The 25,989-nt window shown below is 65.1% G+C and carries 25 protein-coding genes and 2 pseudogenes; 19 read left to right on the top strand and 8 right to left on the bottom strand.

The features are described from left to right. Nucleotides 1–13: 13 nt before the first annotated feature. Complete coding sequence (locus tag ACIBJI_RS14065) at nt 14–217, bottom strand: cold-shock protein (RefSeq protein ID WP_327099590.1); 204 nt, start codon at nt 215–217, stop codon at nt 14–16. A 257-nt stretch (nt 218–474) separates the two neighbouring features. Between ACIBJI_RS14065 and ACIBJI_RS14060 the strand changes: the two genes are divergently transcribed. The 3 genes from ACIBJI_RS14060 to ACIBJI_RS14050 all read left to right on the top strand — a co-directional run bounded on the left by ACIBJI_RS14060 (nt 475) and on the right by ACIBJI_RS14050 (nt 4,115). Further along, a complete protein-coding gene (locus ACIBJI_RS14060) occupies nt 475–1,533 on the top strand; it encodes an endonuclease/exonuclease/phosphatase family protein (RefSeq protein ID WP_364349760.1) in 1,059 nt (352 codons plus the stop codon). A 27-nt stretch (nt 1,534–1,560) separates the two neighbouring features. Beyond that, nucleotides 1,561–1,833: a hypothetical protein gene (locus tag ACIBJI_RS14055; protein ID WP_364349757.1), complete on the top strand. Its 273-nt coding sequence runs from the start codon at nt 1,561–1,563 to the stop codon at nt 1,831–1,833. A 269-nt stretch (nt 1,834–2,102) separates the two neighbouring features. After that, nucleotides 2,103–4,115 carry a caspase family protein gene (locus tag ACIBJI_RS14050; RefSeq protein ID WP_397084402.1) on the top strand — a complete coding sequence of 671 codons (2,013 nt, stop codon included), beginning with the start codon at nt 2,103–2,105 and terminating at the stop codon, nt 4,113–4,115. Here ACIBJI_RS14050 and ACIBJI_RS14045 read toward each other — a convergent pair. Both ACIBJI_RS14045 and ACIBJI_RS14040 read right to left on the bottom strand, forming a co-directional pair. Next, nucleotides 4,090–4,470, bottom strand: a complete 381-nt coding sequence (locus ACIBJI_RS14045) for a hypothetical protein (RefSeq protein ID WP_397084752.1) — start codon at nt 4,468–4,470, stop codon at nt 4,090–4,092. The genes ACIBJI_RS14050 and ACIBJI_RS14045 overlap by 26 nt on opposite strands. Before the next feature lie 278 nt (nt 4,471–4,748). Then, nucleotides 4,749–5,249 carry a DUF6194 family protein gene (locus ACIBJI_RS14040; RefSeq protein WP_397084400.1) on the bottom strand — a complete coding sequence of 167 codons (501 nt, stop codon included), beginning with the start codon at nt 5,247–5,249 and terminating at the stop codon, nt 4,749–4,751. Between the two features lie 34 nt (nt 5,250–5,283). On the opposite strand from ACIBJI_RS14040, the gene ACIBJI_RS14035 reads away from it, so the two are divergent. Next, nucleotides 5,284–6,030, top strand: a complete 747-nt coding sequence (locus ACIBJI_RS14035) for a MerR family transcriptional regulator (protein WP_364349748.1) — start codon at nt 5,284–5,286, stop codon at nt 6,028–6,030. Nucleotides 6,031–6,233: 203 nt separating this feature from the next. Continuing rightward, nucleotides 6,234–6,425 (top strand): annotated as a pseudogene (locus ACIBJI_RS14030) (amidohydrolase family protein); the annotation flags it as partial. 141 nt (nt 6,426–6,566) lie between these two features. Here ACIBJI_RS14030 and ACIBJI_RS14025 read toward each other — a convergent pair. Next, on the bottom strand, nt 6,567–7,742 hold the full coding sequence (locus tag ACIBJI_RS14025) for an aromatic ring-hydroxylating dioxygenase subunit alpha (protein WP_364349745.1): 1,176 nt from the start codon (nt 7,740–7,742) through the stop codon (nt 6,567–6,569). 95 nt (nt 7,743–7,837) lie between these two features. On the opposite strand from ACIBJI_RS14025, the gene ACIBJI_RS14020 reads away from it, so the two are divergent. Both ACIBJI_RS14020 and ACIBJI_RS14015 read left to right on the top strand, forming a co-directional pair. Next, on the top strand, nt 7,838–8,443 hold the full coding sequence (locus tag ACIBJI_RS14020; RefSeq protein ID WP_364349742.1) for a TetR/AcrR family transcriptional regulator: 606 nt from the start codon (nt 7,838–7,840) through the stop codon (nt 8,441–8,443). 151 nt (nt 8,444–8,594) lie between these two features. Next, nucleotides 8,595–9,500, top strand: a complete 906-nt coding sequence (locus tag ACIBJI_RS14015; RefSeq protein WP_397084397.1) for a hypothetical protein — start codon at nt 8,595–8,597, stop codon at nt 9,498–9,500. A 43-nt stretch (nt 9,501–9,543) separates the two neighbouring features. Here the strand turns inward: ACIBJI_RS14015 and ACIBJI_RS14010 are convergent, their stop codons facing one another. Both ACIBJI_RS14010 and ACIBJI_RS14005 read right to left on the bottom strand, forming a co-directional pair. Continuing rightward, a complete protein-coding gene (locus ACIBJI_RS14010; protein ID WP_364349736.1) occupies nt 9,544–10,422 on the bottom strand; it encodes an SDR family oxidoreductase in 879 nt (292 codons plus the stop codon). Nucleotides 10,423–10,476: 54 nt separating this feature from the next. Further along, nucleotides 10,477–11,403: an LLM class F420-dependent oxidoreductase gene (locus tag ACIBJI_RS14005; protein ID WP_397084394.1), complete on the bottom strand. Its 927-nt coding sequence runs from the start codon at nt 11,401–11,403 to the stop codon at nt 10,477–10,479. A 202-nt stretch (nt 11,404–11,605) separates the two neighbouring features. Here ACIBJI_RS14005 and ACIBJI_RS14000 point away from each other — a divergent pair, with 202 nt between their 5' ends. The 11 genes and pseudogenes from ACIBJI_RS14000 to ACIBJI_RS13950 all read left to right on the top strand — a co-directional run bounded on the left by ACIBJI_RS14000 (nt 11,606) and on the right by ACIBJI_RS13950 (nt 22,967). After that, nucleotides 11,606–12,811: a cytochrome P450 gene (locus ACIBJI_RS14000; protein WP_397084392.1), complete on the top strand. Its 1,206-nt coding sequence runs from the start codon at nt 11,606–11,608 to the stop codon at nt 12,809–12,811. Continuing rightward, on the top strand, nt 12,811–13,608 hold the full coding sequence (locus ACIBJI_RS13995) for an SDR family oxidoreductase (RefSeq protein WP_397084390.1): 798 nt from the start codon (nt 12,811–12,813) through the stop codon (nt 13,606–13,608). The genes ACIBJI_RS14000 and ACIBJI_RS13995 overlap by 1 nt, the downstream gene beginning before the upstream one ends. Further along, on the top strand, nt 13,605–13,805 hold the full coding sequence (locus tag ACIBJI_RS13990; RefSeq protein ID WP_329408583.1) for a ferredoxin: 201 nt from the start codon (nt 13,605–13,607) through the stop codon (nt 13,803–13,805). The genes ACIBJI_RS13995 and ACIBJI_RS13990 overlap by 4 nt, the downstream gene beginning before the upstream one ends. Nucleotides 13,806–13,860: 55 nt before the next feature. Further along, nucleotides 13,861–13,983 (top strand): annotated as a pseudogene (locus ACIBJI_RS13985) (nuclear transport factor 2 family protein); the annotation flags it as partial. 183 nt (nt 13,984–14,166) lie between these two features. After that, nucleotides 14,167–15,792, top strand: a complete 1,626-nt coding sequence (locus ACIBJI_RS13980) for an acyl-CoA synthetase (protein ID WP_397084388.1) — start codon at nt 14,167–14,169, stop codon at nt 15,790–15,792. A 71-nt stretch (nt 15,793–15,863) separates the two neighbouring features. Further along, nucleotides 15,864–16,457, top strand: a complete 594-nt coding sequence (locus ACIBJI_RS13975; protein WP_364349723.1) for a TetR family transcriptional regulator — start codon at nt 15,864–15,866, stop codon at nt 16,455–16,457. A gap of 782 nt (nt 16,458–17,239) precedes the next feature. Next, entirely contained in the window at nt 17,240–18,592 is a 1,353-nt protein-coding gene (locus ACIBJI_RS13970; RefSeq protein ID WP_397084386.1) for a cytochrome P450, read from the top strand. 49 nt (nt 18,593–18,641) lie between these two features. Continuing rightward, a complete protein-coding gene (locus tag ACIBJI_RS13965; protein ID WP_397084384.1) occupies nt 18,642–19,883 on the top strand; it encodes a cytochrome P450 in 1,242 nt (413 codons plus the stop codon). A gap of 43 nt (nt 19,884–19,926) precedes the next feature. Continuing rightward, the gene (locus ACIBJI_RS13960; RefSeq protein WP_397084382.1) at nt 19,927–21,183 is read left to right on the top strand and encodes a glycosyltransferase family 4 protein; all 1,257 of its coding nucleotides are present in this window, start codon (nt 19,927–19,929) and stop codon (nt 21,181–21,183) included. Between the two features lie 40 nt (nt 21,184–21,223). Next, nucleotides 21,224–21,955 carry a class I SAM-dependent methyltransferase gene (locus ACIBJI_RS13955; RefSeq protein ID WP_397084380.1) on the top strand — a complete coding sequence of 244 codons (732 nt, stop codon included), beginning with the start codon at nt 21,224–21,226 and terminating at the stop codon, nt 21,953–21,955. Beyond that, nucleotides 21,942–22,967 carry a prenyltransferase gene (locus ACIBJI_RS13950; protein WP_397084378.1) on the top strand — a complete coding sequence of 342 codons (1,026 nt, stop codon included), beginning with the start codon at nt 21,942–21,944 and terminating at the stop codon, nt 22,965–22,967. The genes ACIBJI_RS13955 and ACIBJI_RS13950 overlap by 14 nt, the downstream gene beginning before the upstream one ends. A 48-nt stretch (nt 22,968–23,015) precedes the next feature. Here ACIBJI_RS13950 and ACIBJI_RS13945 read toward each other — a convergent pair whose 3' ends face one another. Both ACIBJI_RS13945 and ACIBJI_RS13940 read right to left on the bottom strand, forming a co-directional pair. Next, nucleotides 23,016–23,693, bottom strand: coding sequence for a class I SAM-dependent methyltransferase (locus tag ACIBJI_RS13945; RefSeq protein WP_397084376.1), 678 nt, complete (start codon nt 23,691–23,693; stop codon nt 23,016–23,018). Nucleotides 23,694–23,980: 287 nt separating this feature from the next. Continuing rightward, entirely contained in the window at nt 23,981–24,721 is a 741-nt protein-coding gene (locus ACIBJI_RS13940) for a glucose 1-dehydrogenase (protein ID WP_397084374.1), read from the bottom strand. Nucleotides 24,722–24,838: 117 nt separating this feature from the next. Here ACIBJI_RS13940 and ACIBJI_RS13935 point away from each other — a divergent pair, with 117 nt between their 5' ends. Then, entirely contained in the window at nt 24,839–25,939 is a 1,101-nt protein-coding gene (locus tag ACIBJI_RS13935; protein ID WP_397084372.1) for a diacylglycerol kinase, read from the top strand. The last annotated feature ends 50 nt before the right edge of the window (nt 25,940–25,989 follow it).

The following is a 25,989-nucleotide window of genomic DNA, read 5'->3' as shown; positions in this document are numbered from 1 at the left end:
TGAGCCGCGTCGATCAGATAGCGCGGACGTCCTGGGCCTGCGGGCCCTTCTGTCCTTGTCCGACCTCGAACTCCACGCGCTGTCCTTCTTCGAGGGACTTGAATCCCGAGCCGGATACGGCGGAGTAGTGCACGAAGACGTCAGGGCCGCCACCGTCCTGCGCGATAAAACCGAAGCCCTTTTCGGCGTTGAACCACTTCACACTGCCTTGAGTCATTGCTTACTTCATTCTTTTCTGTAGATGAGCCAAGCGGATCACGTCGATAAGCCTGATCTCACCGGACAATCGTCCCATGGATTCACGGCAGAATACGCATAGTGTGATCCAACCAACCCTCAGCGCCGGTACGGTCACCGACGCGCGACCATCCCTCTGGCGCCCCGGAGATGAGCGTCGGTACCCCACCTGAGCCCTGGACCTGCTGCAACACTGCTCGCAATAGCTGGCATTTCGATAGAGGCGATGATGGGTTGATGACGCGAAGCAACGAGGACATGGGGTCGGCGGGAGCGGGCGGAGCGCTCGCGGCCGGTGCGGTGATGTCCGTTGTCGCTACTGCACCCGCGCCGCTAGAGATCCGGGTGCTCGCATTGAACACGTGGCACAGTGGCAGCAAAGTCTCCAATGGTATTCAACTGATCACTGATCTCATCATCTCGACACAGGCATCGGTCGTGCTGCTCTCGGAGGCAACCGAAGCGACGACCGCCGTCGCGGCCGAACTGGCGCGGCGGGGGCACGAATTCAACGCCGTCGCCTCGCACGACACGGGAATTCTGTCGGTGTCTACGGTCCAGGACAGCGCCGATCTGCAATGGATGGTCAAGGCGCGGTTGAACATTGACGGAAAGCGCCTTACCGTCTACTCCGCACACCTGGAGTATCGCTGGTACGCCTCCAACCTGCCCCGAGGGTACGGACCCGGGGCCCCGGCGCCCGGTGAGTTCGCCGAGCACGAGTGGAACAAGCTGCCGGACGGCCCCATGACCGACGCCGCCGTGATTCAGCGGGTCAACGCGGCTTCGGACCGCCCCGAAGTCATCAGCAACTTTCTCGCGGACGCGAAAGCCGAGATCGCCGACGGGGCCTCGGTGATCATAGGTGGCGACCTGAACGAGCCGTCGCTACTGGACTGGACGCCCGCCGCAGCGAACTTGTTCGATCACAACGGTGTGGTGTTGGCGTGGGAGACCACTCGACGCCTGCACGAAGCCGGATTCATCGATGCCTACCGATCGATGTATCCGGACCCGGCCACCCATCCCGGCCTCACCTGGCCCTCGGACAACGTCGATGTCGATGTCTCCGAACTCGCCTGGGCTCCCGAGGCCGACGAACGCGACCGCGTCGACTACATCTTCGCCCATGGTGCCGCACTGCGCCTGTCTGCGGTGGGCATCATCGGCCCGCGCGGGTCCATCGTGCGCGGTACCCGAGCGCAAGAACCAACCCAGGACAATTTCCTCGTCACGCCAGCGCAGTGGGGCAGCGACCATAAAGGCATCTTGGCGACATACCAACTCATCGACTGAGGCCATTTCCTGCGCGGGATGTCACCGGTGGCCGGTGCCGTCCTGCCGTGGCGGTTCGACGCGTACCAGCCCGGGCTGGAAGGCGATCACGACGAGTTGGGCGCGGTTCTGGACGCCCAGTTTCGACATGGCGCGCTGGACGTCGGCTCTGTCGTCGGCATCGTGCGAGTGAAGGCCGTTGCGCGTACTGCGGATGCAGTACGAACACCCGCCGAGTACTCGATCCGCAGGCCGCGTGCGATAAAACACCGGCCCGTTCATCGCAGCCATCCGAGCCATGGACGGCATCTGTTCGACTGATCCCGGAATATCGACGACCCCACCGAATTCGTCCTGGGGAGTCCGGCTGGTGTTCTCTGGAACATTAGTGACAGCACCTGATTGCGGCAGTCGGGTACCGCACTACTCATGCAATTGGTGGGCGATGCGATCAGTATTGAACAGTATCCGGGATATTTTTTACCGATGCAATTAATTGAGCGGTGAACTATATGCACTCCCACGAACAGCAATCGGACCAAAGAAAATGTAGACAACGGCAGTGGTCGGTGTGCCAGGGTAGGTGAATTGTGGCTGGTCAACGCAGCGCATTGATAGTTGCTTGCGATAGCTATCTGGATCCCAGTCTGCGTAAGTTGCGCGCTCCGACCCGTGACGCGCAGGCGCTTGCCGACGTTCTGCAGGATCCACTGATCGGAGGCTTCGAAGTGCATACGTCGGTGAACGAGCCGGCACATGTGGTGGGCGAGGCGGTCGAGGGGTTCTTCGCTGACCGAGTACCTGAAGATCTGCTGCTTCTGCATTTCTCCTGCCACGGTGTCAAGGATGAGGACGGAGAGTTGTACTTCGCCGCGTCGAACACGAAGCTGGGGCGCCTGGGCGCCACAGGTGTGGCAGCGGAGTTCGTGAACCGCCGGATGAACCGAAGTCGATCGCGGCGCATCGTGTTGCTATTGGACTGCTGCTACGCGGGCGCCTTCGAAAGGGGCATGACGCACCGGGCAGGAACCGGAATGCACCTGGAACAGTTGAGCGGGCGAGGCCGTGCGGTGATCACCGCGTCGAGCGCGATGGAATATTCGTTCGAAAGCGGAGAACTCACCGACACCGCCGATGGTGACCCGTCGGTCTTCACCGGAGCGTTGGTCGATGGTCTTTCGACAGGCGAAGCGGATCGAAACCAGGACGGTTTCATCACCCTCGATGAGTTGTACGACTACGTGTACGGCAAAGTCCGATCTTCCTCGCCGAACCAGACACCCGGGAAATGGGTATTCGGTGTACAAGGTGAGCTGTATATCGCCCGACGCAACCGGCGGTTGGCCGAACCCATGCCCTTGCCTGCCGAACTTCAAATGTTGATAGACAATCCCCTGTCCAGTGTTCGCGCTGTCGCTGTACGTGAGCTCGAAAAGCTCCTGCGCGGTGTGCATCTCGGGCTGGCCGAGGCCGCGCAACAGAATTTGCGCGACCTCGCCGAGGACGACAGCCGCGCAGTATCGGCGGCAGCCGAAGCCGCGCTCCACGCGGACATCCCCTCCCCCGGTCCGCTGTTTCCCGCGCCGATCACCGACCAGACGAAACCGCCGCCACCGGCAGCTGCTGACACCATCGCACCACAGCCACCGCACCCGTTCACCGATGAAGCCGCCACCGCTTCCTCGACTGAACCGCAGCGACTCCACCCACAGCGCAGGACGCGGATCCCGCCGCCTCCCGCCGAACCGTCCGGGGAATTTCGGCAGCCGAGCAGAAAGCCGGTCCAGACGGCCGATGCCCGTCAATCCGACCCGGTCATGCTGCCACGCATCGCCGGTGCTTTGATGCTGTGCGGCGCCGTTTTGATGGCCTGCAACCCCTTCGTGCCGTATGGCCGAGCGTCCGACGCGAGGGTGCTCGCCCTCGGTCCTGAGGCAGTAGCGCCGGCCTTCGTAATGGCCGCGCTGGCAGCGTGCGCCGGAATAAGCCTGCTCGGTGTGCATAGAGGGCGGTTGATCGGCGCAGGCATTGCGTTGGGATTCAATGCCACGGTGCCGTGGTTCCTATGGAATCAGTGGGGCCCGTGGACAGACTGGGGGGCGGCGACGTGGTTGTGGTTCGTCGCACTCCAGTTATCGGTGCTCGCCGCGGGTTTCGCGACGTCGACAGTCATTCGAACGGCCGGAGTGCACCTCCGGTTTCAGCTGCCCACCGACCCCGGCGCCCGGACGATGGGATGTCTCGGCCTCGGTATAGCGCCGCTTCTCCTCTACGCCGTCACTACGTGCTCAGATGCGCCACAACGCTGGGGAGTCCTCGCCTTGATGGTCATGGCGGTGGCGGTACCGATCTGCGCCGCGATCGCGGCGCCGCGCGAGTTCGGAGTCGCGCTTCTCGCCGGCTGGTGTGGCGCGGCCGGGCTCGTTGCCTATTCTTCGATTCGCCTGCCCACGCCCGATAACCTCAACACCGAAGTCGTCATCGTCTTCGTACTGACAATGACGGTGGCGGTCACGACCGCGGCCATCGCCGCCGCATCTGAATCGAGGGCCGCACGGTCGCGCACGGCCCCCACGCTCACCCACTCGCGTGACGCTCGATAAAAGCGGCTACCACTTGCATCTCGGTCTCCGAGGAGGCATTCGTCAGCTCGAGACGATCCTCGCCTATCTGCACGCTGATCGCGAGATGCTCTTGGTTGGACCGCCAGCCACGCAGCGTGTCCAAAAGCTGACGCAGCGCTACCAGGCCCGGACCGATCCCGACGACGAGCTGACCGACCAGCTCCGTACCGAGTCCGCGGGTACCCGTCGGAGCGGGTCCACCGCTGACAGCGGAGACGTGATCGACATCCAGATCCAGCAATTCCGATCGAAGTTGCCGGGCGCTGCCATCGAGCTGCTCGATGTCGAGATCTTCGCCGAACAACCTGACGTTCACATCGACGACGCGGGGCATAGAACCTCCACGATGAGGAAATGGTCGCTGCCGGTAGGTTAGGAGACTTTTCCTCGCCCGAGTGTAGCCCGACGAGATCAGACCTACCTGTAGGAAGGCCAGACGTTGGTGACGCCGGTCGTGAGCCGTGACCCTGGTGGTGGCCGTCGGCTTCGCTGTGCGGTCGGTGGTAGTTGTAGTGGACTCCATCTCTGCTGCCACGTGGGCAATCGGTCGAGTCCGGCAGCGCTCGATCAATCGTCGTCTGCCCTCGATCGACAACGGGGCGTTGCGATGAGTCACCGATCGTTGCCTGACGTTGTGTCATCGGCGGACGCGGTGGACTTCCGGCGGGCCGCTCGTCGACGCGCCGCGTCATGCGCCTCGTGAAGGAGGCTGACCGCCAGCTCGTGGGTTTGCACGTCCGGGTTGATGATCGAGATCCAGCCCTGTCTGCGATACACAGGATGAGGGAGAACAGCGTCGACCGCAGTGAAGTCGACCGCCGCCGAACTGGTCTGCGGAGCCTCACCGACGAGTTCGGTGAAGGCGCTCCTGCCGACGTGGATGTTCAGCCGCCAACGGTCGGGACGATCGAGGTCACACGAACTGTCATCGGGGTAGTTCTTCGTCACGATGGTGGCGTACGGCTGCTCGCGTTGCGGCAGTTGGCCATCGGGCGCGTAGTAGAAGAAGTGGTCTCCCCAGGCGATCTCCGGGAACGGGCCGCCATCGGCCGGAGCAAGCTCGAGCACCCCGTCGAAGCCTCGGATCGTCTCGAGAATCTGGTCCATACTCATGGTTCAAGCGTGAACTTGAAGTGCTTATGGAGGGTTGATTCATGCTCGAGAACACCTGGCAGCGGAGTTGCTGACCGTCACCGCGGTGGTGGCAGCGACCGGCTACTCGGCCCAGCAGATCCGTGACCTGGAGAGGCTCGGTGTTATCCCCGCCGCAATCCGAGCGGGTAACCGATACCGGCAGTTCTCCGCAGACCACGTCCGCGACCTGCACGCCTACCGCGGCCTCGCCTACGCCGTGGGACCGGTCGAGGCTCGTCGCGCGATGCGCACGATCCGCTCACTGCCGCCCGACCAGGCCACAGCCCTGGTGTGCTCCTTTCACACCCGGCTCAACCAGGAACGAGAACAAGCGCTGGCTGCCCGTGCGGCGTTGAAGGCGATACATGACGAAGCGACAACCGACGCCGACCCCGTCGAAGCAGACGCAATGACCATCACCGAACTGTCAAGGGCGCTCGGGCTGCGAGCTTCGACACTCCGCTTCTGGGAGCAGGCAGGGCTGGTAGCACCCGAACGGATCATCACCCGAGCGGGATCAGCCCGGCGCTACCACCTTGCAGCGATCCGAGACGCCCGCATCACGACGGCCCTGCGAGCCGCCGGCTACCGCATCCCCGACGTCCAGAAGGCCATCACGGCGATCCGGGACCTCCACGACGTGAGTCACTCGCTCGAGGCACTCGGTGACCGCCTGAACACCATCGCTCAACGACAACTAGCCCTCCTTCGCGCAGCAGCGACACTGTCCGAGATCATCCAACCAACCTCGCAAACCTGAAACACCCCACCAGCCGTCGGCTTCGCGTGGCCCCAGGCGCCGTCAGCAACGTCCCGGCCCGCAACAACCCGGCATTGCTTGCTGCGGATGCCGCCCGCACTCGGGTAGGAGCACCAGCCCGGGGTTACTCGCAGGTGTGTGGCCCCTGCGCCACTCGTCATGACTCCCGGGACGGGTTGCTCGAATTCCCGGTCGGTCGCGGCCGCCGCATCCCGGCCGAACTGGTCTCCTACATGAAGACCAAATCCGGCAGCCACAAGGTCCTCTTCGGCACCAACTACCCCATGATCGCCCACCCCGCCGCCCTCGATGGGCTCGACGAGCTCGATCTGGACGAAACCACCCGTCAGCTGTACCTACACGGCAACGCCGCCCGAGTCTTCCACCTCGACTGATCACGTCACGGTCCAGTGTCCCGCCAGTGCGTGCCCCTCGGCGCGACACCCGTTCACAGCAACAACTTCGACCCCTCGCCACTCAACCGATAAGGACAACTCCGCTCTGTTTCGCAGGGGCCGTCCAAGCCGACCTCGATGTCAGTCGAGCAGCGATATTCCGAGTGCGTCGGCGAACACCCGGATCATGTTCTGCACGCCGATCTCGTTGCGGCCGATGATCATGTGGTCGTGCTGGCCTTGGCGGACGCCCTCACCGCATTGCGGGAGCATGGCGAAGTCCTCGTCGCGCACCGCGGCGTGGACCTGGTTGTAGATCTGGTCATATAGATCGCGCTGCTCGTCGGTGGTAGCCGGGATGCGGCCCATCCAGCTGTGACGGACGGTGCAGCGGGTGGGTGAGGCGGCCGGCAACATATCGATGATCTCCACCCCTACCGGGCTGTTCGCCAGGATGAGGTTCGGGTAGATCCAGTAGATGACACCCATCTGTTGGGAGGGATCCCATGATGCGGAGGGGTCCGTCTCGAGGTTGGTGATCCAGGTGAAGGGAAAGCCCATTCGGTGGTGGTTGCCGAATTTGTCGAACACCATCGTGTTGGGCAGCGTGTTCTGGCCGATCACGCTTCCGCCGTGCACGAACGGGAAGTGGTATCCCTCGGCGAAGGCTTCAAGAGCGCCTTTCCAGCTGACTTCGGACTGGAATTCGCGGTCGTCGTGGTAGCCGTAGTCGGCGTAGTTCCATTGCGCGAGTTCAGCATCCAAGGGGCCTAAGTGAGCGCTGAGCTCGATGTCGGCTCCGGCGGTCAGCACGGCCCAGATGAAGCCGTGGCGTTCTTCGCTGGGTAGTTCGACCAGACCGTAAGTGGCACGGTCGATCCCGGTGAATCCTTCCTTGCCGGGCATACCCACCAGCCGGCCGGTGGTGTCATAGGTCCACGCGTGGTACGGACAAGTGAAGCGCTTCGCGTTGCCGGCGCCGCAGGCGGGCATGGCCCCGCGGTGGCGGCAATAGTTCAGGAACACATGGCTTTTGCCGCCGCTGTCGCGGGTTATGAGCAGCGAGTCGCCGAGCACGGAGCGCACTACATAGTCGTTGGGTGCGGCGAGCTGGGCGCTGGGCACGATGGCCAACGGCGTGCGCCGCAGGATGGCGTTGATCTCTAGTTCGGTCAGCTTCTCGTCGCGGTAGTAGTTCAGCGGCACCCGCAGTACGTCCTCGGCCATCTGGGTGCTGCTTTTCAACGCGAAGTCGAGGGCGCGGCGGGTGAGGTTCTCGTCGAGGGGTGCGGGACCGATGAGGGGCTGATTGTGCATCGCGTACTCCTTCCATACGCAACGACCATACATTGAATGTCAAGTCGTATGGTCTCGCCTTATCGCGGCTCTCACCGACGCGATAGGGTGACGAAATGCGCACCCACGGCTGGGCCGGAGCCAGGCCAACCAGCGACGCAGAGGCCGTCGATCGAATCCTCGAGGCGGCCCGCTCGGCGATCGAACGCGGCATCGAGCCCGGAATCGCCGACATCGCGCGCACACTCGGAGTCACCAGGCAAACGGTCTACCGCTACTTCCCTGGCACCGAAGCCCTGCTCGAGGCGGCCGCGGTACGTGCGGCCGGCGACTTCCTCGATCGACTCGCCACGGATCTGGCCGGTATCAGCGACCCCGCGACCGCCGTCGTCGAAGGCATCGCCCTGACACTCGAGCGGCTACCGCTCGAGCCGCAGGTGGCGCTGTTGATGACCCCGGGCCGACGCAGTGGGCTGGCAGCGGGCGTGACCTCGTCGATCGCCCGGGATTTCGGCCGCTCGATCCTGGACCGTTTCGACGTGGACTGGGCGGCAGCGGGATTCGACGACGGTTCACGCGACGAACTGGTCGAGATGATGCTGCGCACGCTGCAGTCGTTCATCATCGATCCCGGCGAGCCGGCACGCGATGGCGAGGACATGCGGCGCTATCTACGGTGCTGGGTTGCGCCGGCGTTGGAGCCGGGCCGGGTCAGGCCCTGATGCCACTCCGATCCAGCTTGTAGCCCAGAAACAACATCACCGGAAATCGTGCACGATCTCCGGATCGGAATTGCTGTAAGGACAGGCGAGGAAGATTCGCCGATCATGACAGCCGGGAGACCCATTCGCTGTCGAGGTCGGCAACGGCAATGTGGCGCTGGATGTCGCCCGGGTACTCACCGCAGATCCGGACTCCCTGGCCCGCACCGACATCGCCGATCACGCGGTGGATGCGTTGCGCCACAGCGGTATTCGGGAGGTCATCCTGCTGGGCCGCCGCGGGCTGCCACAGGCTGCGTATACCGGCCCGGAGTTCCTCGCCCTCGGACAGCTGCCCGGGATCGACATCGTGGTCGACCCCGCCGATCTCGATGACACCGTGCGGGCCGCACTCTCGGATCCGGGCACAGATCCGGCGACGCGGCTCAAACTGACCTTGGCCGCCGAGTACGCCTCGCGTGCGCGGACCGGAGCCAGGAAGCGAATCGTGTTCCGATTCCACGTCTCGCCGACGAGCCTGAGTGGGAAGCAACGAGTCGATGCCGTACACCTGGTCCGCAACGAACTCCACGAAACACCGGATGGCCTCATCGCGGTGCCGACGGCGCACGCCGAAAGGCTGGATGCCACACTGGTGCTGCGGGCGGTCGGCTATCGCGGCGCACCCGTCCCCGATGTACCGTTCGATCCCACGGCCGGAGTCATCCCGAATGAACACGGCCGAGTCCTCGACAGCGCGGCAGCGGTGATACCGGGTGTCTATGCCACAGGATGGATCAAACGCGGTCCACGTGGCGTGATCGGAACCAATCGGCGCGACGCGGAGGAGACCGTGGCCGCTGTGGTGGACGACTTCCTCGCCGGACGTCTGACGCCGCCCCGCCGCGATCGAGAGGCCCTGTCGGCGTTACTGACTCGACGATGCCCGAATCTGGTCGATCGCGACGGCTGGGGACTGATCGACGCCGCCGAGCGTGCGAACGGCGCGAAGACGAAGCGCCCCCGAGTCAAGTTCATCCGGCTGAACGAGATGGTCGACACCGCCCGTCGCGGCTGACCGTCGGGGCGGGACGATCGCTCTCGCCCGCCCCGACACCGCCTCAACGCCGGTCGATCATGTGGTTCAGTTCCTCCATCGACCACGGCTGCTCGTGCGCATGGTCGCGGTAACCCAGCGGCGTCGCCACCGGACGTTCGAACCTGCCGACGAATCCGCCTGCGGCGATGAATATCTCACCGGTCACGGCACGAGCGGCATCGGAGGCCAGATAGAGGTAGAGCGCGGCGGCGTATTCCGGTGGCGGTGCATCGAGCGATCCGCGCATACTCATCTCGTCGAGCAGGCCCCGCCGGTGCAACTGACGAATATGCGCTTCGTAATCGGGGCCGGAGGACAGCCGGGTCTTCGCCCCCGGGCAGATGGCGTTCACTCGAACGCCGGACTCCTTCAGCTCGGCGGCCATCGCCATGGTCAGGCTCGCGACCGCGCCCTTGCCAGCGGGATAGCCCGTACCCCCGTAATCACCGAGGTAGGCGAACGATCCGGTATTGATGATCGAACCGGCACCACGCGCCGCCATCAGTGGCGCCGCCGCGCGACAGGTGTTGAAGACCGTCGTGAGATGTGCATCGAGAAGCTCGCGCCACTCGGCGGCTGTCACGGTCAGTATGGATGATCCGGACGGCTCGGCGATTCCCGCGCAGTTCACCAGGATGTCGATGCGGCCGTATGCCGACTCACAGGTCGAGACGAGCCGTTCGGCGACCCCCTCGTCCGCTGCGGAGCCCGCTATGCCCAGCGCCTTTCCACCACTGCGGGAAATGGTTTCGGCCGCTCGGCGCACCGCCGTCGCACTGCGCGAATTGACCACGACGCCCGCGCCATGGGCGGCCAGTGCGCGCGCGACGGCCAGGCCTACGCCGCTGCCACCTCCCACGACAACGGCCCCGCGGCCGGTAAGTTTCTGGTCTACGGACATCTCCGGCTCCTCACTGCCGCGCGATCGACGCGGCGATATGGACTTGTCAGCGGGTCACGCGCGAGAGGATGGATCCAAGGCGGCCAGCTTGGCGCTGAGGCGATCGAGATAGTGCAAGACTTCCTCGGTGGATCGGTCCGGAAGCCCGTAGAGCACATCCGTGACCCCCTCGGCGGACCAGCGCGCGAGCTTGTCCGGATCCGGTTTGAAATCCAGCGCGACGACGCGGGGCCGCCCCGATCGACCGGCATCGGCCCAGATCTTTTGCAACAGCTCGAGTCTGGCGGAGATGTCGGTTTCGGTCGGGGTGGTGATCCAGCCGTCACCGCTGCGTGCGATCCACTGGAAGGTCTTCTCGGTACCGGCGGCCCCGACGAGAACCGGGACGTGGGACTGTATCGGCTTGGGCCAGGCCCAGCTGGGACCGAAGCTCACGTACTGGCCGTCGTAGCTCGCCTCCTCCTGAGTCCACAGCTCCCGCATCGCCTCGACGTATTCGCGCAATACAGTGCGCCGCTTGTTCGGCGGTACACCGTGATCGGTGAGTTCGTCTGTGTTCCAGCCGAACCCGGCCCCAAGGGTGACGCGGCCGCCGGAAAGATGATCGAGCGTCGCGACAGATTTGGCCAGCGTAATCGGGTCGTGCTCCACCGGAAGGGCGACGGCGGTGGACAGTTCGATGCGCTCGGTCACCGCTGCCGCCATGGCCAGCGACACCCAAGGGTCCAGGGTGCGGGTGTAGCGGTCGTCGGGCAAGGAAGCATCACCGGTCGAGGGATGCGCTGCTTCGCGTTTGACCGGGATGCGCGTGTGTTCCGGTACGAAGAACGACCGGAAGCCGCGCTCTTCGGCGGCCTGGGCGGCGGCCGCGGGGGTGATGCTCGAAGAAGGCCCGAGCCGCCAGGGACCAGCTTGCCGCCGATCAGCAGGGGCGTTCCCACGGGAGGGACGAGGCCATTCACGATGCAAGCTCCGATACATGTCTGGACAAGTGTTCGGAATATAGTTTGGATAGATGAACGGGCGCAAGACCAACGCTCCGGGCCAATCTCCTTCGCCACGGCGGCGAACCCCGTTCACGCTGGATCGTGGCGACATTCGGAGTTGGCCTTTGTGATGAACCGCAGTCGGTGATACTGTCCAGACACATGTCCAGCTATGTGTCTTCCTGGAGAGGGGCGCAATGACTTCGGCCACAGTGGAGCCGTTCACGTTCGACCCTTACGACTATCGGTTCCATGACGATCCCTACCCGACCTACGAGCGCCTGCGCACCCACGCCCCGCTGTACCACAATCCGGAGCTGAACTTCTGGGCACTGTCGCGGCACTCCGACGTCATCGCTGCCTTCCGGGACAACGTGCGCCTGTCCAGCGCCAATGGTGTGTCGCTGGATCCCGCCGCCTGGGGCCCGCACGCGCACAGGACGATGTCCTTTCTCGCCATGGACGATCCGCGGCACGTGCGCATGCGGCGGCTGGTCTACAAGGGCTTCACGCCGCGCCGGGTGACCGAAATGGACAGCCGGATCCACGAATTGACCCTCGAGCACCTGGAACCGGCGCTGGCGCGCGGAACCTTCGATTGGATCGAGGATTTCGCCGGGAAGCTGCCCATGGACGTCATCTCCGAGCTCATGGGCGTGCCGGAATCCGATCGCACCGAGGTACGCCGGCTCGCCGATCTGGTCGTCCACCGCGAGGAGGGCGTGCTCGATGTGCCGGTCGCGGCCATCGAAGCCGCGCTGAAACTACTCGGCTACTACCGCGACATGGTCGCCGAACGGCGGCGCACGCCCACCGAGGATCTCACTTCCGCACTGCTGCAAGCCGAGATCGATGGCGATCGACTCAGCGACGAAGAGATCATCGGATTCATGTTCCTGATGGTGGTGGCCGGGAACGAGACCACCACCAAACTGCTCGGCAACGCCCTGTACTGGTCGGCACGCAACCCGGGCGAATACGCCAAGGTCTTCGCCGACCCCGACCTGGTGCCGGACTGGGTCGAAGAGACACTGCGCTATGACACCTCGAGCCAGATCGTGGCGCGTAGCGCCGCGACCGATATCGACATGCACGGCTTGACGATTCCGGCCGGTTCGAAGGTACTGCTACTCATCGGCTCGGCCAACCGAGACTCGGAGGTGTTCGACGACGGCGACTCCTATCGGATCGACCGTCCCGACAAAGGCAACCTCGCCAGTTTCGGTGCGGGAGTGCACTTCTGCCTCGGCGCTCACCTGGCTCGCTTGGAAACCACGATCGCCCTGCGCGAATTCGCCTCTCGCGTACGCGGTTACGACCTCGTCGAGGCCGGCATCGAACGCGTGCACTCGACGAACGTCCGCGGATTCGCCAAACTTCCCATCACCGTGGAGGTCCGGTAATGCCACGGTTCGAACCCCACCCCGACCGCCGGCCTGCCCTGATCGCCGGGGCGTCCTCCGGCATCGGCAGAGCCACTGCCGAAGCGCTTGCCGAACTCGGCTATCCCGTGGCCCTGGGTGCCCGTCGCATCGAGCAGTGCGAGGCCCTCGCGGCCAAGATCGCGAGCAGCGGAGGTGAAGCCTTCGCGCACTACCTCGACGTCGGCGACACCACATCGGTCGACGCCTTCGTCACGGCCGCCGAGGCCGCGCTCGGCCCGGCCGAGATCGTGGTGTCCGGAGCCGGCGACCTGTCGTTCTCCCTCGTGCACGAGATGAGTCCCGAGCACTTCCTGCAACAGATCAACGTTCACCTGATCGGCGTGCAACGGCTGGCCAACCGCGTCATCCCCGGCATGATCGCCAGACAGCGCGGCGATTTCGTGATCATCAGTTCCGACACCGCGAACAACCCCCGTCCGCGCATGGGGGCCTACCCCGCCGCCAAGACCGCGGTCGAGGTCATGGCCCGGCAGATGTGGATGGAGTTGGAAGGCACCGGCGTTCGGGCCTCGCTCGTGCGGCCCGGCCCGACTCTCACCGGCATGGGCATGGACACCACCGCGGAGATCATCGGCCCGGTACTCGAGGACTGGTCGAAGTGGGGTTTCGCGCGGCATCCCGAAATGCTGCGCGCCGCCCATCTGGCCACCTCCATCGTCGCGGTCGTCTCCGCACCGCGCGGCGCCCATATTCAGCTCACCGAAGTCCAACCCGAGGCCCGGGTGCTCTCCGGCGACGCAGGGAGCGGCTCATGAAGATCACCGTCGATCTGGATCTGTGTCAAGGCCACGCCGTGTGCCAGGCCGAGGCGCCGGAGGTCTTCACCGTGCCCAAGCACGGCAAGGTCGAAATCCTCGACCCGAATCCGGGTCCCGCTGCCCGTGCCGCCGTCGCAGAAGCCGTCCGCTACTGCCCCACCCAAGCGCTGTCGATCACCGACGGCGACGACTGACCACCGACCGAGAACCGAAAGGATCCCTGCCATGGCCGATTTCGACCGCGCCGAACTCGACATGATCACCGACAACGCGCTATCGGACGGCATACAGAAGCGCATCGAACGGGCCACTTCGGGTGAGAAGCTGCCCGGCTGGTACACGATCGGCGAAGCGCCGGTGCCGCTGTGGTGAGTGCGAAGTCCGAGCGCGCCGGGAGCTGGCGATTTGTTTTCTACGAGCCGACAAGCCCTTCGCCGAAGCCGGTGAAGTCGCGATCACCCGGTTCGGTACTACTGGCGCCGAGTTCCGCTTCGCCGACCGCGGCATCCCGCTGCCCTTGACCGTGGTCTGAGCACCACTGAGAGACGAATTCCCATGGCGTGCAACTTCGCTGACCTATTCGAACATTCCGTCGACGCGATGCCGGAACGCATCGCGCTGATCCACGGCGGGCGGCGCATCACCTTCGCCGAACTCGACGCCCGGGCCAATCGGCTGGCCGATCACCTCGCTTCGATCGGTGTGCGCACCGGCGCCCATATCGGTTTCCAGATGCACAACAGCATCGAGACCATGGAGACCCTCCTCGCCTGCTTCAAGCTGCGGGCGGTCCCGATCAATGTCAACTACCGCTACGGCGTCGAGGAGCTGTGCTACCTCTACGACAACGCCGATATCGAAGTCCTGGTATATCACCGCAGTTACGAACCTGCTGTGGCACAGGCACTCTCACGCGTGCCCGGAGTGCGCCACGCCATCGTGGTGGACGACGATCTGTGCCGCGAGCACCTCGACAGCACGGCTGGCATCTACGAGGCGGCCCTCGCCGCCGGATCGCCCGCGCGTCGCGAGATCGAGCGCAGCGCCGACGACCTGTTCATGATGTACACCGGCGGCACCACTGGCATGCCCAAAGGCGTGATGTGGCGTCAGGAGGACATGTGGCGGGTCCTCGGCGGCGGCATCGATTTCTACACCGGCGAGCCCGTCGCCGACGAATTCCAGCAATCCCGGGCTGGCGCGCAGACCGATCCCAGCACCTGGCTGATCCTGCCGCCGCTGATTCACGCCGCGGCGATGATGCCCACGTTCACCGCGCTGTGGACCGGCAACGCCATCGTGTTCGAGTCGAAGTTCGATGCGCGACAGGTGTGGCGAACGGTGGAACGCGAACGGCCCCAGGTCATGGTGATCACGGGCGACGCCATCGCCCGCCCACTGCTCGACGCCTATGCCGCCGTCCCGGTGGACGCGTCCTCGCTGCTGGCCATCGCCTCCGGCGCGGCGCTGCTGTCCCAGCCGGTGAAAAACGCTCTGCTGGAGAAGTTTCCGTCCACGGTGGTCTCCGACTCCATCGGATCATCCGAAACGGGTTTCGGCGGAATCGGTTTCGCCACCAAGGACGATGATCCGGGCCGCGGACCGCGCGTGCAGACCGGACGCGGCGCTGTGGTGGTCGACGACTCCGGGCGGCCGGTCGCGGCCGGCGCGCAGGGCTGGCTAGCGAAAACCGGCTCGGTGCCGCTGGGTTACTACAAGGACAGTGCAAAGACAGAGCGCCTGTTCAAGACCGTCGACGGAGTCCGCATGGTGGTCACCGACGACCGCGCCCGCGCCGAGGCCGACGGCTCCATCACCTTGCTCGGCCGCGGCAATATGGTGATCAATACCGGCGGCGAGAAGGTGTACGTGGAGGAAGTCGAAGGTGTTCTGAAATCCCATGATTCGGTGTTCGACGCCGTGGTTGTCGGCATCGCGCACGAGCGCTGGGGCCAGCAGGTCGCCGCGGTGGTCTCCATCGCAGGCGATGGGCCGCTGGACTTCGGCACGCTGACCGCCCACGTGCGCCGCCACCTCGCCGGCTACAAGGTGCCTCGCACCATCTGGGTCGCCGAAACCATCACCCGCTCCCCCAGCGGCAAACCTGATTACCGGTGGGCCAAAGACTATGCCGCCACCCACATCCCGGACCACCGGGGCGGATGGAGAGACGATCGATAGCGAATCGCCCGACAGGGCATCGGGGCCATGTCAATTGTCCTGGTCATGAGACTACAGTAGGATCCAGACACATGTCCGAACTCGCATCTACCGGCATCGAAGCAACTCGACGGCGTCTCACCGAGAAGCAGGCCGACACCGTCGACCGCCTGACCGCGGCGGCAGTCGATGTGTTGTCCCGGGAAGGATACTCCGGCACAACGATACGACTGGTCGCCGCCGCTGCGGGTGTCGGTACAGCCACCGCCTACACGTATTTCTCCTCAAAGGAGCATCTGGTCTCGGAGGTGTACTGGCGCCGCCTGATCGCCGCTCCACCACTGGAGACCCGTGACGAGGACCCGGCCACGCGTGTGGTCGCGGTCCTGCGTCAGATTTCCATGTTGGTAGCCAACGAACCAGCATTGGCGAGCGCGGTCAGCAATGCCCTACTCGGCGACGATCCCGACGTACAGCATCTGCGGGTGCGAATCGGCAGAGAGATTCGCAGCCGACTCGCCGATGCGCTCGGATCGAAAGATTCCGAACGTCTCTCGATGCTGGAATTGCTCTACGCGGGCGCACTGTTGCAGGCAGGCATGGGCCTGCTCTCCTACGAAGCGGTCGCCGACCTCCTGGAAACCTCCACGCGGCGCCTGCTGGCCGATCCGGGCGCCGGCAACTGATCGGCGGACGGCGACGACGACGAGTCCCTCGTCCATCCGGCTCGTCGTGTCCGAATGGTCCACGCGGCGATGGTGCGGGCGGCAAGTGTTGCCCAGGCGTAGAAAATGATCCGCTCACCTCAGCAGGGCCAACACCTCCGGCATCTTCCTCGCGACCCGCCGGTCCACACTGAAACTTCCCGATTCGATACGGCCGAAGGCCGGGAACAAGCCAGTAGGTGATCGGGACAGCACACTAGGCCTTTGCTCCGGCTATGCATGCCCGGCCGAACCGCTGTCCGGCGCGGTTGCGGTCGCCGTGGTCGTCTCGATGCCTTACTCGTGCGCCTGGCGTCGGAGGACCGACCGCTACCGCGGCAACGACCACAGGATCACCTGCTGCACCTCGCAGCTTCGGCGCCTCGGATCTCTCTTCGTCTTCTTACCGGCTCGAGCAGCGTGCCGCCTGAAAGACGCTGCGGCGCAAGCCGACATCGTCCTCCTCTCCCGCGACTCGTCGGACATGCGCAACGCAACGGCACATTCCGCGGCGATGTGGCCGTCGTACGCGCCGCGCATCGCACAGGCACTGGCGGCCCACAGCATTCACAGCTGCGCAGTCGGCGGACTTCGCGAACATTCCCCGGCCCACGAGATCAGCGCACTGGCAGTCGTCATCGAGCGCCGGTGGTGGCACCGGGCCTGGCAAAACGCCGGAAGCCTTGTCGCGCAGCTTTAACCATAGTACTGTCCGGACACATGTCCATCATGTGTCTGGACAGGTATCCCGGGAAGGATTTCCAATGACGCTGGTCAAGCCGCAGCGAGTGTCCGGAGGCGAGGACGAGCACGGGCACCTGGAGGAGTTCCGCACCGATCCGATCGCGCTGATGCGGCGAGTTCGCGCCGAATGCGGAGATGTCGGGTCATTCGTGCTCGCCGGGCGCGATGTGATCCTGCTGTCAGGCGCCGAGGCCAACGAATTCTTCTTCCGCGCCAGCGACGAGGACCTCGATCAGGGCGCGGCGTACCCGTTCATGAAGCCGATCTTCGGCGAGGGCGTCGTCTTCGACGCTCCACCCGAACGCCGCAAAGAGATGCTGCACAATTCGGCCCTGCGTGCCGACCACATGCGCGGGCACGCCGCCACCATCGCGCGCGAAGTGGACCAGATGCTGGCTCAGTGGGACGACGAGGGCGAGATCGATCTGCTCGAATTCTTCGCCGAGCTGACCATCTACACCTCCTCGTCCTGCCTGATCGGCGTGAAGTTCCGCAACCAGCTCGACTCCCGCTTCGCGCATCTCTATCACGAACTCGAGCAGGGCACCGATGCCCTGGCCTACGTCGATCCCTACGCGCCGATCGAGAGCTTCCGTCGCCGCGACGAAGCCCGCGTCAAGCTCGTCGAACTCGTGCAGGCGATCATGGATCAGCGCGAGGCGAACCCACCGACAGGCAAGGACGACCGCGACATGCTCGACGTCCTGATCTCCGTGAAGGACGAGGACGGGTCGCCGCGGTTCTCCGCCAGCGAAATCACCGGCATCTTCATCTCCATGATGTTCGCCGGCCACCACACCACCTCCGGCACCGCGGCCTGGACGATCATCGAGCTGTTGCGCCACCCGGAAACACTGGCGAGCGTCGTCACCGAACTCGACGAGCTGTACTCGGACGGTTCGGAGGTCAGCCACAATGCGCTGCGCCAGATTCCGAATCTCGAGGCGGCGCTCAAGGAGGCGCTGCGGCTGCATCCGCCGCTGATTATCCTGATGCGCATCGCCCGCGACGAATTCGAGGTGTGTGGCAACCGGATCGCGCCGGGCGACATGGTGGCCGCGACTCCGGCGATCTCCAACCGGATTCCGGAGGACTTCCCGGATCCGGACACCTTCGATCCGAGCCGCTACCTCGATCCTCGGCAAGAGGACATCGTCAATCGCTGGACCTGGATCCCCTTCGGCGCGGGCCGTCATCGCTGTGTCGGGGCGCCGTTCGCGCTCATGCAGCTCAAGGCGATCTTCTCGATTCTGTTGCGGGACTGGGAGTTCGAACTGGCACAGCCGTCGAACACCTATCGCAATGATCACTCCAAGATGGTGGTGCAGCTACAGCAGCCGTGCCGTGTCCGCTACCGCCGCCGGCGGCGGTGAGTCCCGCACATTTCGGTCCCCAAAGACGTCGGCCTTTCAGGAGGAAGCTGTGTCAGCGCCGTCCATTCCCCCCGGATTCGATTTCACCGATCCAGCGCTCTGGGAAACCCGCAACCCCGTCCAGGAATTCGCCGAGTTGCGCCGCACAGCGCCGGTGTGGTGGAACCCACAGACCGATGCGCAGTCCGGAGGATTCCGCGACGGCGGCTACTGGGTGGTCACCAAACACGAGGACATCAAAGAGATCTCGCGCAAACCGGAGCTGTTCTCCTCGCAGCAGAAAGGCTCCATCATCCGGCTGCCCGGGCAGATCACCATCGAGCAGATCGAACTAACCAGCGCACTGCTGGTGAACATGGATCCGCCGAAGCACTCCAAGATCCGGCGCATCATCTCCAGAGGCTTCAGTCCGCGCGCCGTCGAGGGGTTGCGCGCCGCGCTGACCGAACGAGCGGCCGCTATCGTGCACGCGGCCGAGAAGGAGGGCGGCGGCGACTTCGTCGAACAGGTCGCGTGTGAACTTCCCCTGCAGGCCATCGCGGAACTCCTCGGCGTACCGCGGGAAGATCGCCGCAAACTGTTCGACTGGTCCAACCAGATGCTCAATTACGACGACCCGGAATACGGCGACGCCACGACCACGACGGCGGGCACCAACGCGTCGGTGGAAATCCTCGGCTATGCCTGGAACATGGCCGAGCAGCGCCGCAATGATCCGCTCGACGATATCGTCAGCCAGCTCGTGCAGGCCGACGTCGACGGGGAAGCCTTGGGCTCGGACGAATTCGGCTTCTTCGTCATCCTGCTGGCGGTGGCGGGCAACGAGACCACTCGTAACGCCATCACCCACGGCATGAAGGCGTTCGTCGACAATCCGGACCAGTGGGAGCTCTACAAACAGCAGCGTCCGCGCACCGCGCCTGACGAGATCGTGCGCTGGGCGACTCCCGTGACCGCATTCCAGCGCACCGCCACCACCGACACCGAACTCGGCGGACAGCTGATCCGTCAGGGACAACGCGTCGGATTGTTCTACGGCTCTGCCAATTTCGACGAGGACGCCTTCGAGAACCCGTTCAGCTTCGACATCCTGCGCGACCCCAACCCGCATCTGGCCTTCGGCGGCACGGGCGCACACTACTGCGTCGGCGCCAACCTGGCCCGGCTGGAAATCGATCTGATGTTCAACGCCATCGCCGACGCGATGCCGAACCTGTCGCAGGTGTCCGAGCCCGAGCGCCTGCGTTCGGGCTGGATCAACGGCATCAAGCATTGGCAAGTGCGGTACTGATGATCAGCGCGAATTGTGCCGAACTGCTGAGGGCGGAGGGCATATGCGCGTAGCCCTGCTGTCCTACCGCAGCAAGACCCACTGTGGTGGGCAAGGGGTTTACGTCCGATACTTGAGTCAGGGACTGGCAGAGCTCGGCCATGAGGTCGAGGTCTTCTCCGGCCAGCCCTATCCGGAACACCTCGATCCGCGTGTGCGGCTCACCGAGGTGCCCAGCCTGGACCTGTACCGCGACGACGCCCCCTTCCGCACACCCCATCCGCGCGAGATCCGCGACCGGATCGACCTGCTCGAGCTCGCCACCATGTGGACCGCCGGATTTCCCGAGCCCAGGACGTTCAGTCTGCGTGCCGAGCGGCTGTTATGGTCGCGCACACGGGATTTCGATGTCGTGCACGACAACCAGTGCCTCGGCTACGGGCTGCTCGACATCGCCCGGCACCTACCGGTGGTGGCGACAATCCACCATCCCATCACCCGCGACCGGGCGGTGGACCTGGCGGCCGCACCATGGCGGCGCAAGCCCTTCGTGCGGCGCTGGTACGGATTCCTCGGCATGCAGCAGCGGGTAGCACGGCAGATTCCGGACCTGATCACGGTGTCCTCGTCGTCGGCGACCGACATCGCAGACGACTTCGGGGTGTCGCCACAGCAGTTGCACACCGTACCGCTGGGCGTGGACACCGAGCTGTTCCGGCCGCGCGAGACGCCTCGGGTGCGGGGCCGCATCGTCGCGGTAGCCAGCGCGGACAAGCCGCTCAAGGGCATCGCGCATCTGCTCGAAGCCGTTGCCCGGCTGCGTCATATCCATGACATCGAGCTGCGTCTGGTGGCGAAGTTGGAGCCCAACGGGCCGACCGAGAAGCTCATCGCCGAACTGGGGCTGGCCGACATCGTCACCGCTGTCAGCGGATTGAGCGACGAGCAACTCGCCGAGCTGCTCGCCTCGGCGCAGGTCGCCTGTATTCCGTCCCTGTACGAGGGTTTCTCGCTGCCGGCCGTGGAGGCCATGGCCAGTGGCACGCCCCTGGTCGCCAGCAGGGCCGGGGCGCTGCCCGAGGTCACCGGCACCTGCGCGGAGCTGGTCGAGCCCGGCGATGCGATGGACCTGACCCACACGCTGGGCCAGCTGCTGCGCGATCCGGATCGCCTGCACCACATGGGAAATGCGGGACGGCGGCGCGCACTGGAGGTGTTCAGCTGGGCCGCCGTCGGCGCACGGACCGTCACGGTCTACGAGCAGGCGATCGAGCGGCACGGCCGCCGCGCGCCAGTCGAATCGGCCGGAGCGAACCGTTGATTCATCTTCGACATTCATCACTGGCAGACAGGAGGGTCACATGCTGACCGTCGATTTCGATCGTCTGGGCGTAGGTCCGGGAGTGCGGGTGATCGATATCGGCTGCGGGGCCGGGCGGCACTCATTCGAGGCGTACCGGCGCGGCGCGGACATCGTGGCCTTCGACCAGAACGCCACCGACCTCGCCGATGTCGGCGTTATGTTCGAGGCCATGGCCGCGGCCGGCGAGGTGCCGGAGTACGCGAAGGCCGAGACCGTGCGCGGCGACGCGCTCGATCTGCCCTACGGTGACGGCGAATTCGATGTGGTCATCGCCTCGGAAATCCTCGAGCACATCCCGCAGGACGAGCAGGCCATCGCCGAGCTGGTGCGTGTCATCAAACCTGGTGGCGCACTGGCCGTCACGGTCCCCCGCTGGCTGCCCGAACGCGTCTGCTGGGCGCTTTCGGACGAGTACCACGCGAACGAAGGCGGCCACGTCCGCATCTACCGGTCCGACGAGCTGCGCGACAAGATCACCGCGCGCGGCGTGCGCCACATCCACCGGGAGTTCGCGCACGCCCTGCACTCCCCATTCTGGTGGCTCAAGTGCGCGGTCGGGGTCGCCGACGACGCGCATCCGGCGGTGACGGCCTATCACCGGATGCTGGTGTGGGACATGATGTCCGCGCCCGCGCTCACCCGCACGGCCGAACGCATGCTCAACCCCCTCATCGGCAAATCCATCGCCCTCTACTTCACCAAACCTGCGGTGTACAGTGACGCACGCTGAGCTGCCCGCCGTTCCCGGCGTCCTCTCCGGCCCCGACATCCGGCGCAGCGGTGAATCCATCGCGGCCACACAGGAACCCGACGGCGCCCTGCCATGGTTCACCGGTGGGCACACCGACCCATGGGATCACATCGAGTCGGCCACGGCGCTCACCGTCGCCGGACTGTGGGATGAGGCTCGCGACGCCTACATCTGGTCGGCCAAGACTCAGCGCGACGACGGCTCCTGGCCCATACAGTTCCGGCAGGGCGTCATCGAGAACCACGACGCCGACACCAACTTCTGCGCTTACCTGGCCACCGGCATGCTGCATTTCCTCACCGTCACCGGTGATTCCGGATTCGCCGCCGAGATGTGGCCCACCGTCCGCGCCTCGGTCGAGTTCGTACTGGGCCTGCAGCAGGGCGAGCACGGCGAGATCCACTGGTCCGCAAGCGAATCCGGCAGCTCGGGCGAGGCCCTGCTCACCGGCTGCTCCAGCATCTTCCACAGCCTCGGCTGTGCGGTGACCCTGGCCGAGCGCCTCGGCGATCCCAGGCCGGACTGGGCCGCGGCCCGCCGCCGCCTCGGTAGCGCATTGCGCGACCACCCGGAAGCTTTTCTGGATAAGAACCGCTATTCCATGGACTGGTACTACCCGATCCTCGGCGGCGCGGTCCGCGGCCGCGAAGCCCGCGACCGCATCCGACGCCACTGGGACGAATTCGTTGTTCCGGGCCTGGGCATCCGCTGTGTGTCCGATGCCCCGTGGGTCACCGGCGCGGAAACCTGCGAACTGGTATTGGCGCTCGACGCCGACGGTGACACCACCACCGCCACGACGCTTTTCACCGAGATGCAGCATCTGCGTGAATCGGACGGATCGTATTGGACCGGAATGGTATTCACCGACGGCAAACGCTGGCCCGAGGAGCGCACCACCTGGACCGCCGCTGCGGTCATCCTGGCCGCGGACGCACTGTCGCGCACCACGGCCGCCAACGGGATCTTCCGCGACGCGCTCCCCCACTGACGCCGACCACCCGCGCAGTGCGCGAATGGCCGACAGAAGTGGGTCCGGTCAGCGCCCGTTGTCCGCAACGCCCTGGTCACGGACGACGACGCGCCGCAGGATCCGCAGCGAACCGGTCACCGAGACTTCCTGGAACTCACCGGAATCCAGAGCGCGGCGATAGATATTGAACGGGGCCCGGCCACCGTCGGCCGGGTCCGGGAAGACGTCATGAATGGCCAGCAGGCCGCCGATCGCCACCCAATGGGCCCAGCCCTCGTAATCGCGCTGAGCGGCTTCCTCGGTGTGGCCGCCGTCGATGAACAGCATGTGCAGCGGTGTGCACCAGATGCGAGCGACGACCGAGGAGGAGCCGATGATGGCGACGACGGTCTCGGCGAGTCCGGCGCGCACGATGCTGCGCCGGAAGGCCGTCACAGTGTCGAAGACGCCGGTCTGCGGATCCACCAGCGCGATGTCGTGATACTCCCAGCCGGGCTGGTGCTCTTCGGACCCGCTGTGGTGGTCGACGGTGAAGACGGTGGCTCCGGTTTCCGAGGCGGCCGCACCCAGATAGATAGCGGATTTGCCGCAGTAGGTGCCGATTTCGAGAATGGTGCCGTCCCCTGCGTGGGCGCGGGCCGCGTCGTAGAGCGCGCGGCCTTCCTCGGGAGGCATGAATCCGGGGACCTGCTCGGCGAGAGCGAACAGGTCCCAGGCACGGGTGGCGATATCGGCCTCGGTCATGCGAAAACCTTTCTACGGATCACCATCCGCGGGCGATCCACTCGTCGAGGTGTGGACTCTCGGTGCAAGCGGGTTCGCACGGTTCGGCGAAAGTCATCGATGCCTCCATTCGCGGTTCGATCATGGTTCGGGTCTGTCCGATCCTGGGCCGGCTCACCGCTGCGCTCTGCGGGTGCGCGCGGGGGTATCGACGCGGGGGCCGGGCGGCTATCCGGGCGCGCATCCGGCCAGGGCAGGATGGACCGGCCGCCACGCCCGGAGCTCAGGAGGTATACCGCGCGGGCCTCTCAAGAGGTCTTGTGTGGCACCGCTGCGACGAGACCGCCGTCCACGACGAACTCCGAGCCCGTCGCATACGAGGATTCGTCACTGGCCAGGAAGAGCACGAACGTGGCCACCTCCGACGACTGAGCGGGCCGGCCCAGCGGAATGGTCACCAAGTCGTCGGGAATGTTCTCCGTCATCGGTGTCCGGATCAGGCCCGGATGCAGCGAGTTGACGCGAATGTTATGGGGCGCCAACTCGAGTGCGGCCGACTTGGCCAAGCCCCGCACAGCCCACTTCGAGGCCACATAGCCGTGCGCCCAAGGCGCGCCCCGTAATCCTTCGATCGAGGAGACGTTGATGATCGACCCGCCGCCCGCAGCGACCATCGCTTCCACGACGGCTCGCATCCCGAGGAAGGTGCCGGTCAGGTTCACGTCGATGATCTGACGCCATTTACCGAGATCGAACTTCCCCAGCGGACCGCCGTTGACGATGCCGGCATTGTTCACGAGGACATCGAGCTTCCCGAACGTATGCAGTGCCTCGTTCACCGCCGACTCCCAGTGCACCGGCTCGGTGACATCGAGATGGACGTAACGCGCTGCGTCGCCGAGTGATTCGGCGACCGCTTTACCGTCCTCGTCCAGGATGTCGCCGATGACAACCTTGGCCCCTTCGGCCACCAGCAATTCCGCGTGTGCGGCGCCCATCCCGCGCGCGCCGCCACTGATGAGTGCAACTTTGCCGTCTACACGTCCCATGGCGGCCACGCTAACATACCAACTGGAACACAATCCAGACTAGTGTCCAGAAATATGACCGGACTCCGGAACAGGTCCAGTTGACCGGCCGTGAGCCACAATTCGCGAGGAGAATCCATGCCCATCCGCGTCGCCCACGTCGGCACCGGGAATGTCGGCCGCCTTGCCCTTACCGGCCTCATCGAAAGCCCCCGCTACGAGCTGACCGGCGTATGTGTGTCGACACCCGGCAAGGTCGGGCGAGACGCCGGCGAGCTTGCCGGTCTCGACATCACGACCGGAATAGCGGCCGTCGGCGGCATCGATGCACTGCTCGCGACCGAACCGGAGTGCGTCGTCTACTGCGCGATGGGAGACACCCGTCTACAGGAGGCGATCGAGGATTGCCGGCGGATCCTCACGGCCGGGGTGAACGTCGTGGGCTCTGCCCCCGGATTGTTGCAATATCCGTGGCGAGTGTTGCCCCAGAAGTACATAGATCCGGTTGAAGAGGCTGCACGGCAAGGTGACTCGAGTCTGTTCATCACCGGCGTCGATCCCGGATTCGCCAACGATCTACTGCCCTTCGCACTGACGGGTACCTGCCAGACCGTTGAGCAGGTCCGCTGCATGGAAATCGCCGACTACGCGACCTACGACGGCGTGACGGTCATGTTCGACGTCATGGGCTTCGGAAAGCCTCTCGACGAAACCCCGATGCTGTTGCGGCCCGGCGTGCTGAGCTACGCGTGGGGGCCCGCGATACGGCAGCTCGCCACCGGGCTCGGCATCACCGTGGACACGATCACCGAACACTACGAACGGATTCCGGCCGCGGAGGCGTTCGACATCGCCGCCGGACACATCCCCGAGGGCGGTCTGGCCGCACTGCGGTTCGAACTGCGCGGCATGGTCGGCGATCGCCCGGCGATCGTCATCGAGCACATCACGCGCCTGCGCGAGGACTTGTGCCCGGATTGGCCGCAACCCGCACAGGCGGGCGGCTCGTATCGTGTCGAGATCACCGGCGAGCCATCCTATTTCGTGGACATCTGCCCAACCAGCCGCAAGGGCGATCACAACCACGCCGCGATCGTGGCGGCAGCGGGACGCATCGTGAACGCCATTCCCGCCGTGGTCGCCGCCGCGCCCGGCATCCGTACGATGCTCGACCTCCCCTTGGTGACCGCACCCGGCGTATTCACGACGCCGGTGCACGACCTGAAACTCGACCGATGACGACTCCGACCACAGCCGGCGATCACCGAACCGACCAGGCATTACCTTGC

Source organism: Nocardia sp. NPDC050408, assembly GCF_044458905.1.
Lineage (GTDB): Bacteria > Actinomycetota > Actinomycetes > Mycobacteriales > Mycobacteriaceae > Nocardia.
The sequence above is the reverse complement of the archived record's forward strand: the minus strand, read 5'-3'. Positions and strand labels throughout refer to the sequence as shown.

Bases quoted from the DNA above. Each gene is read 5' to 3' on its own strand.
- ACIBJI_RS13960 (WP_397084382.1), top strand. From the start codon at position 19,927: ATGCGCGTAGCCCTGCTGTCCTACCGCAGCAAGACCCACTGTGGTGGG.
- ACIBJI_RS13935 (WP_397084372.1), top strand. From the start codon at position 24,839: ATGCCCATCCGCGTCGCCCACGTCGGCACCGGGAATGTCGGCCGCCTT.
- ACIBJI_RS14045 (WP_397084752.1), bottom strand. From the start codon at position 4,470: ATGCCCCGCGTCGTCGATGTGAACGTCAGGTTGTTCGGCGAAGATCTC.
- ACIBJI_RS13970 (WP_397084386.1), top strand. From the start codon at position 17,240: ATGACGCTGGTCAAGCCGCAGCGAGTGTCCGGAGGCGAGGACGAGCAC.
- ACIBJI_RS14025 (WP_364349745.1), bottom strand. From the start codon at position 7,742: ATGCACAATCAGCCCCTCATCGGTCCCGCACCCCTCGACGAGAACCTC.
- ACIBJI_RS13940 (WP_397084374.1), bottom strand. From the start codon at position 24,721: ATGGGACGTGTAGACGGCAAAGTTGCACTCATCAGTGGCGGCGCGCGC.
- ACIBJI_RS13990 (WP_329408583.1), top strand. From the start codon at position 13,605: ATGAAGATCACCGTCGATCTGGATCTGTGTCAAGGCCACGCCGTGTGC.
- ACIBJI_RS14010 (WP_364349736.1), bottom strand. From the start codon at position 10,422: ATGTCCGTAGACCAGAAACTTACCGGCCGCGGGGCCGTTGTCGTGGGA.
- ACIBJI_RS14040 (WP_397084400.1), bottom strand. From the start codon at position 5,249: ATGAGTATGGACCAGATTCTCGAGACGATCCGAGGCTTCGACGGGGTG.
- ACIBJI_RS13995 (WP_397084390.1), top strand. From the start codon at position 12,811: ATGCCACGGTTCGAACCCCACCCCGACCGCCGGCCTGCCCTGATCGCC.
- ACIBJI_RS14020 (WP_364349742.1), top strand. From the start codon at position 7,838: ATGCGCACCCACGGCTGGGCCGGAGCCAGGCCAACCAGCGACGCAGAG.
- ACIBJI_RS13955 (WP_397084380.1), top strand. From the start codon at position 21,224: ATGCTGACCGTCGATTTCGATCGTCTGGGCGTAGGTCCGGGAGTGCGG.
- ACIBJI_RS14060 (WP_364349760.1), top strand. From the start codon at position 475: ATGACGCGAAGCAACGAGGACATGGGGTCGGCGGGAGCGGGCGGAGCG.
- ACIBJI_RS14000 (WP_397084392.1), top strand. From the start codon at position 11,606: ATGACTTCGGCCACAGTGGAGCCGTTCACGTTCGACCCTTACGACTAT.
- ACIBJI_RS13945 (WP_397084376.1), bottom strand. From the start codon at position 23,693: ATGACCGAGGCCGATATCGCCACCCGTGCCTGGGACCTGTTCGCTCTC.
- ACIBJI_RS14005 (WP_397084394.1), bottom strand. From the start codon at position 11,403: ATGTATCGGAGCTTGCATCGTGAATGGCCTCGTCCCTCCCGTGGGAAC.
- ACIBJI_RS13975 (WP_364349723.1), top strand. From the start codon at position 15,864: ATGTCCGAACTCGCATCTACCGGCATCGAAGCAACTCGACGGCGTCTC.
- ACIBJI_RS13980 (WP_397084388.1), top strand. From the start codon at position 14,167: ATGGCGTGCAACTTCGCTGACCTATTCGAACATTCCGTCGACGCGATG.
- ACIBJI_RS14065 (WP_327099590.1), bottom strand. From the start codon at position 217: ATGACTCAAGGCAGTGTGAAGTGGTTCAACGCCGAAAAGGGCTTCGGT.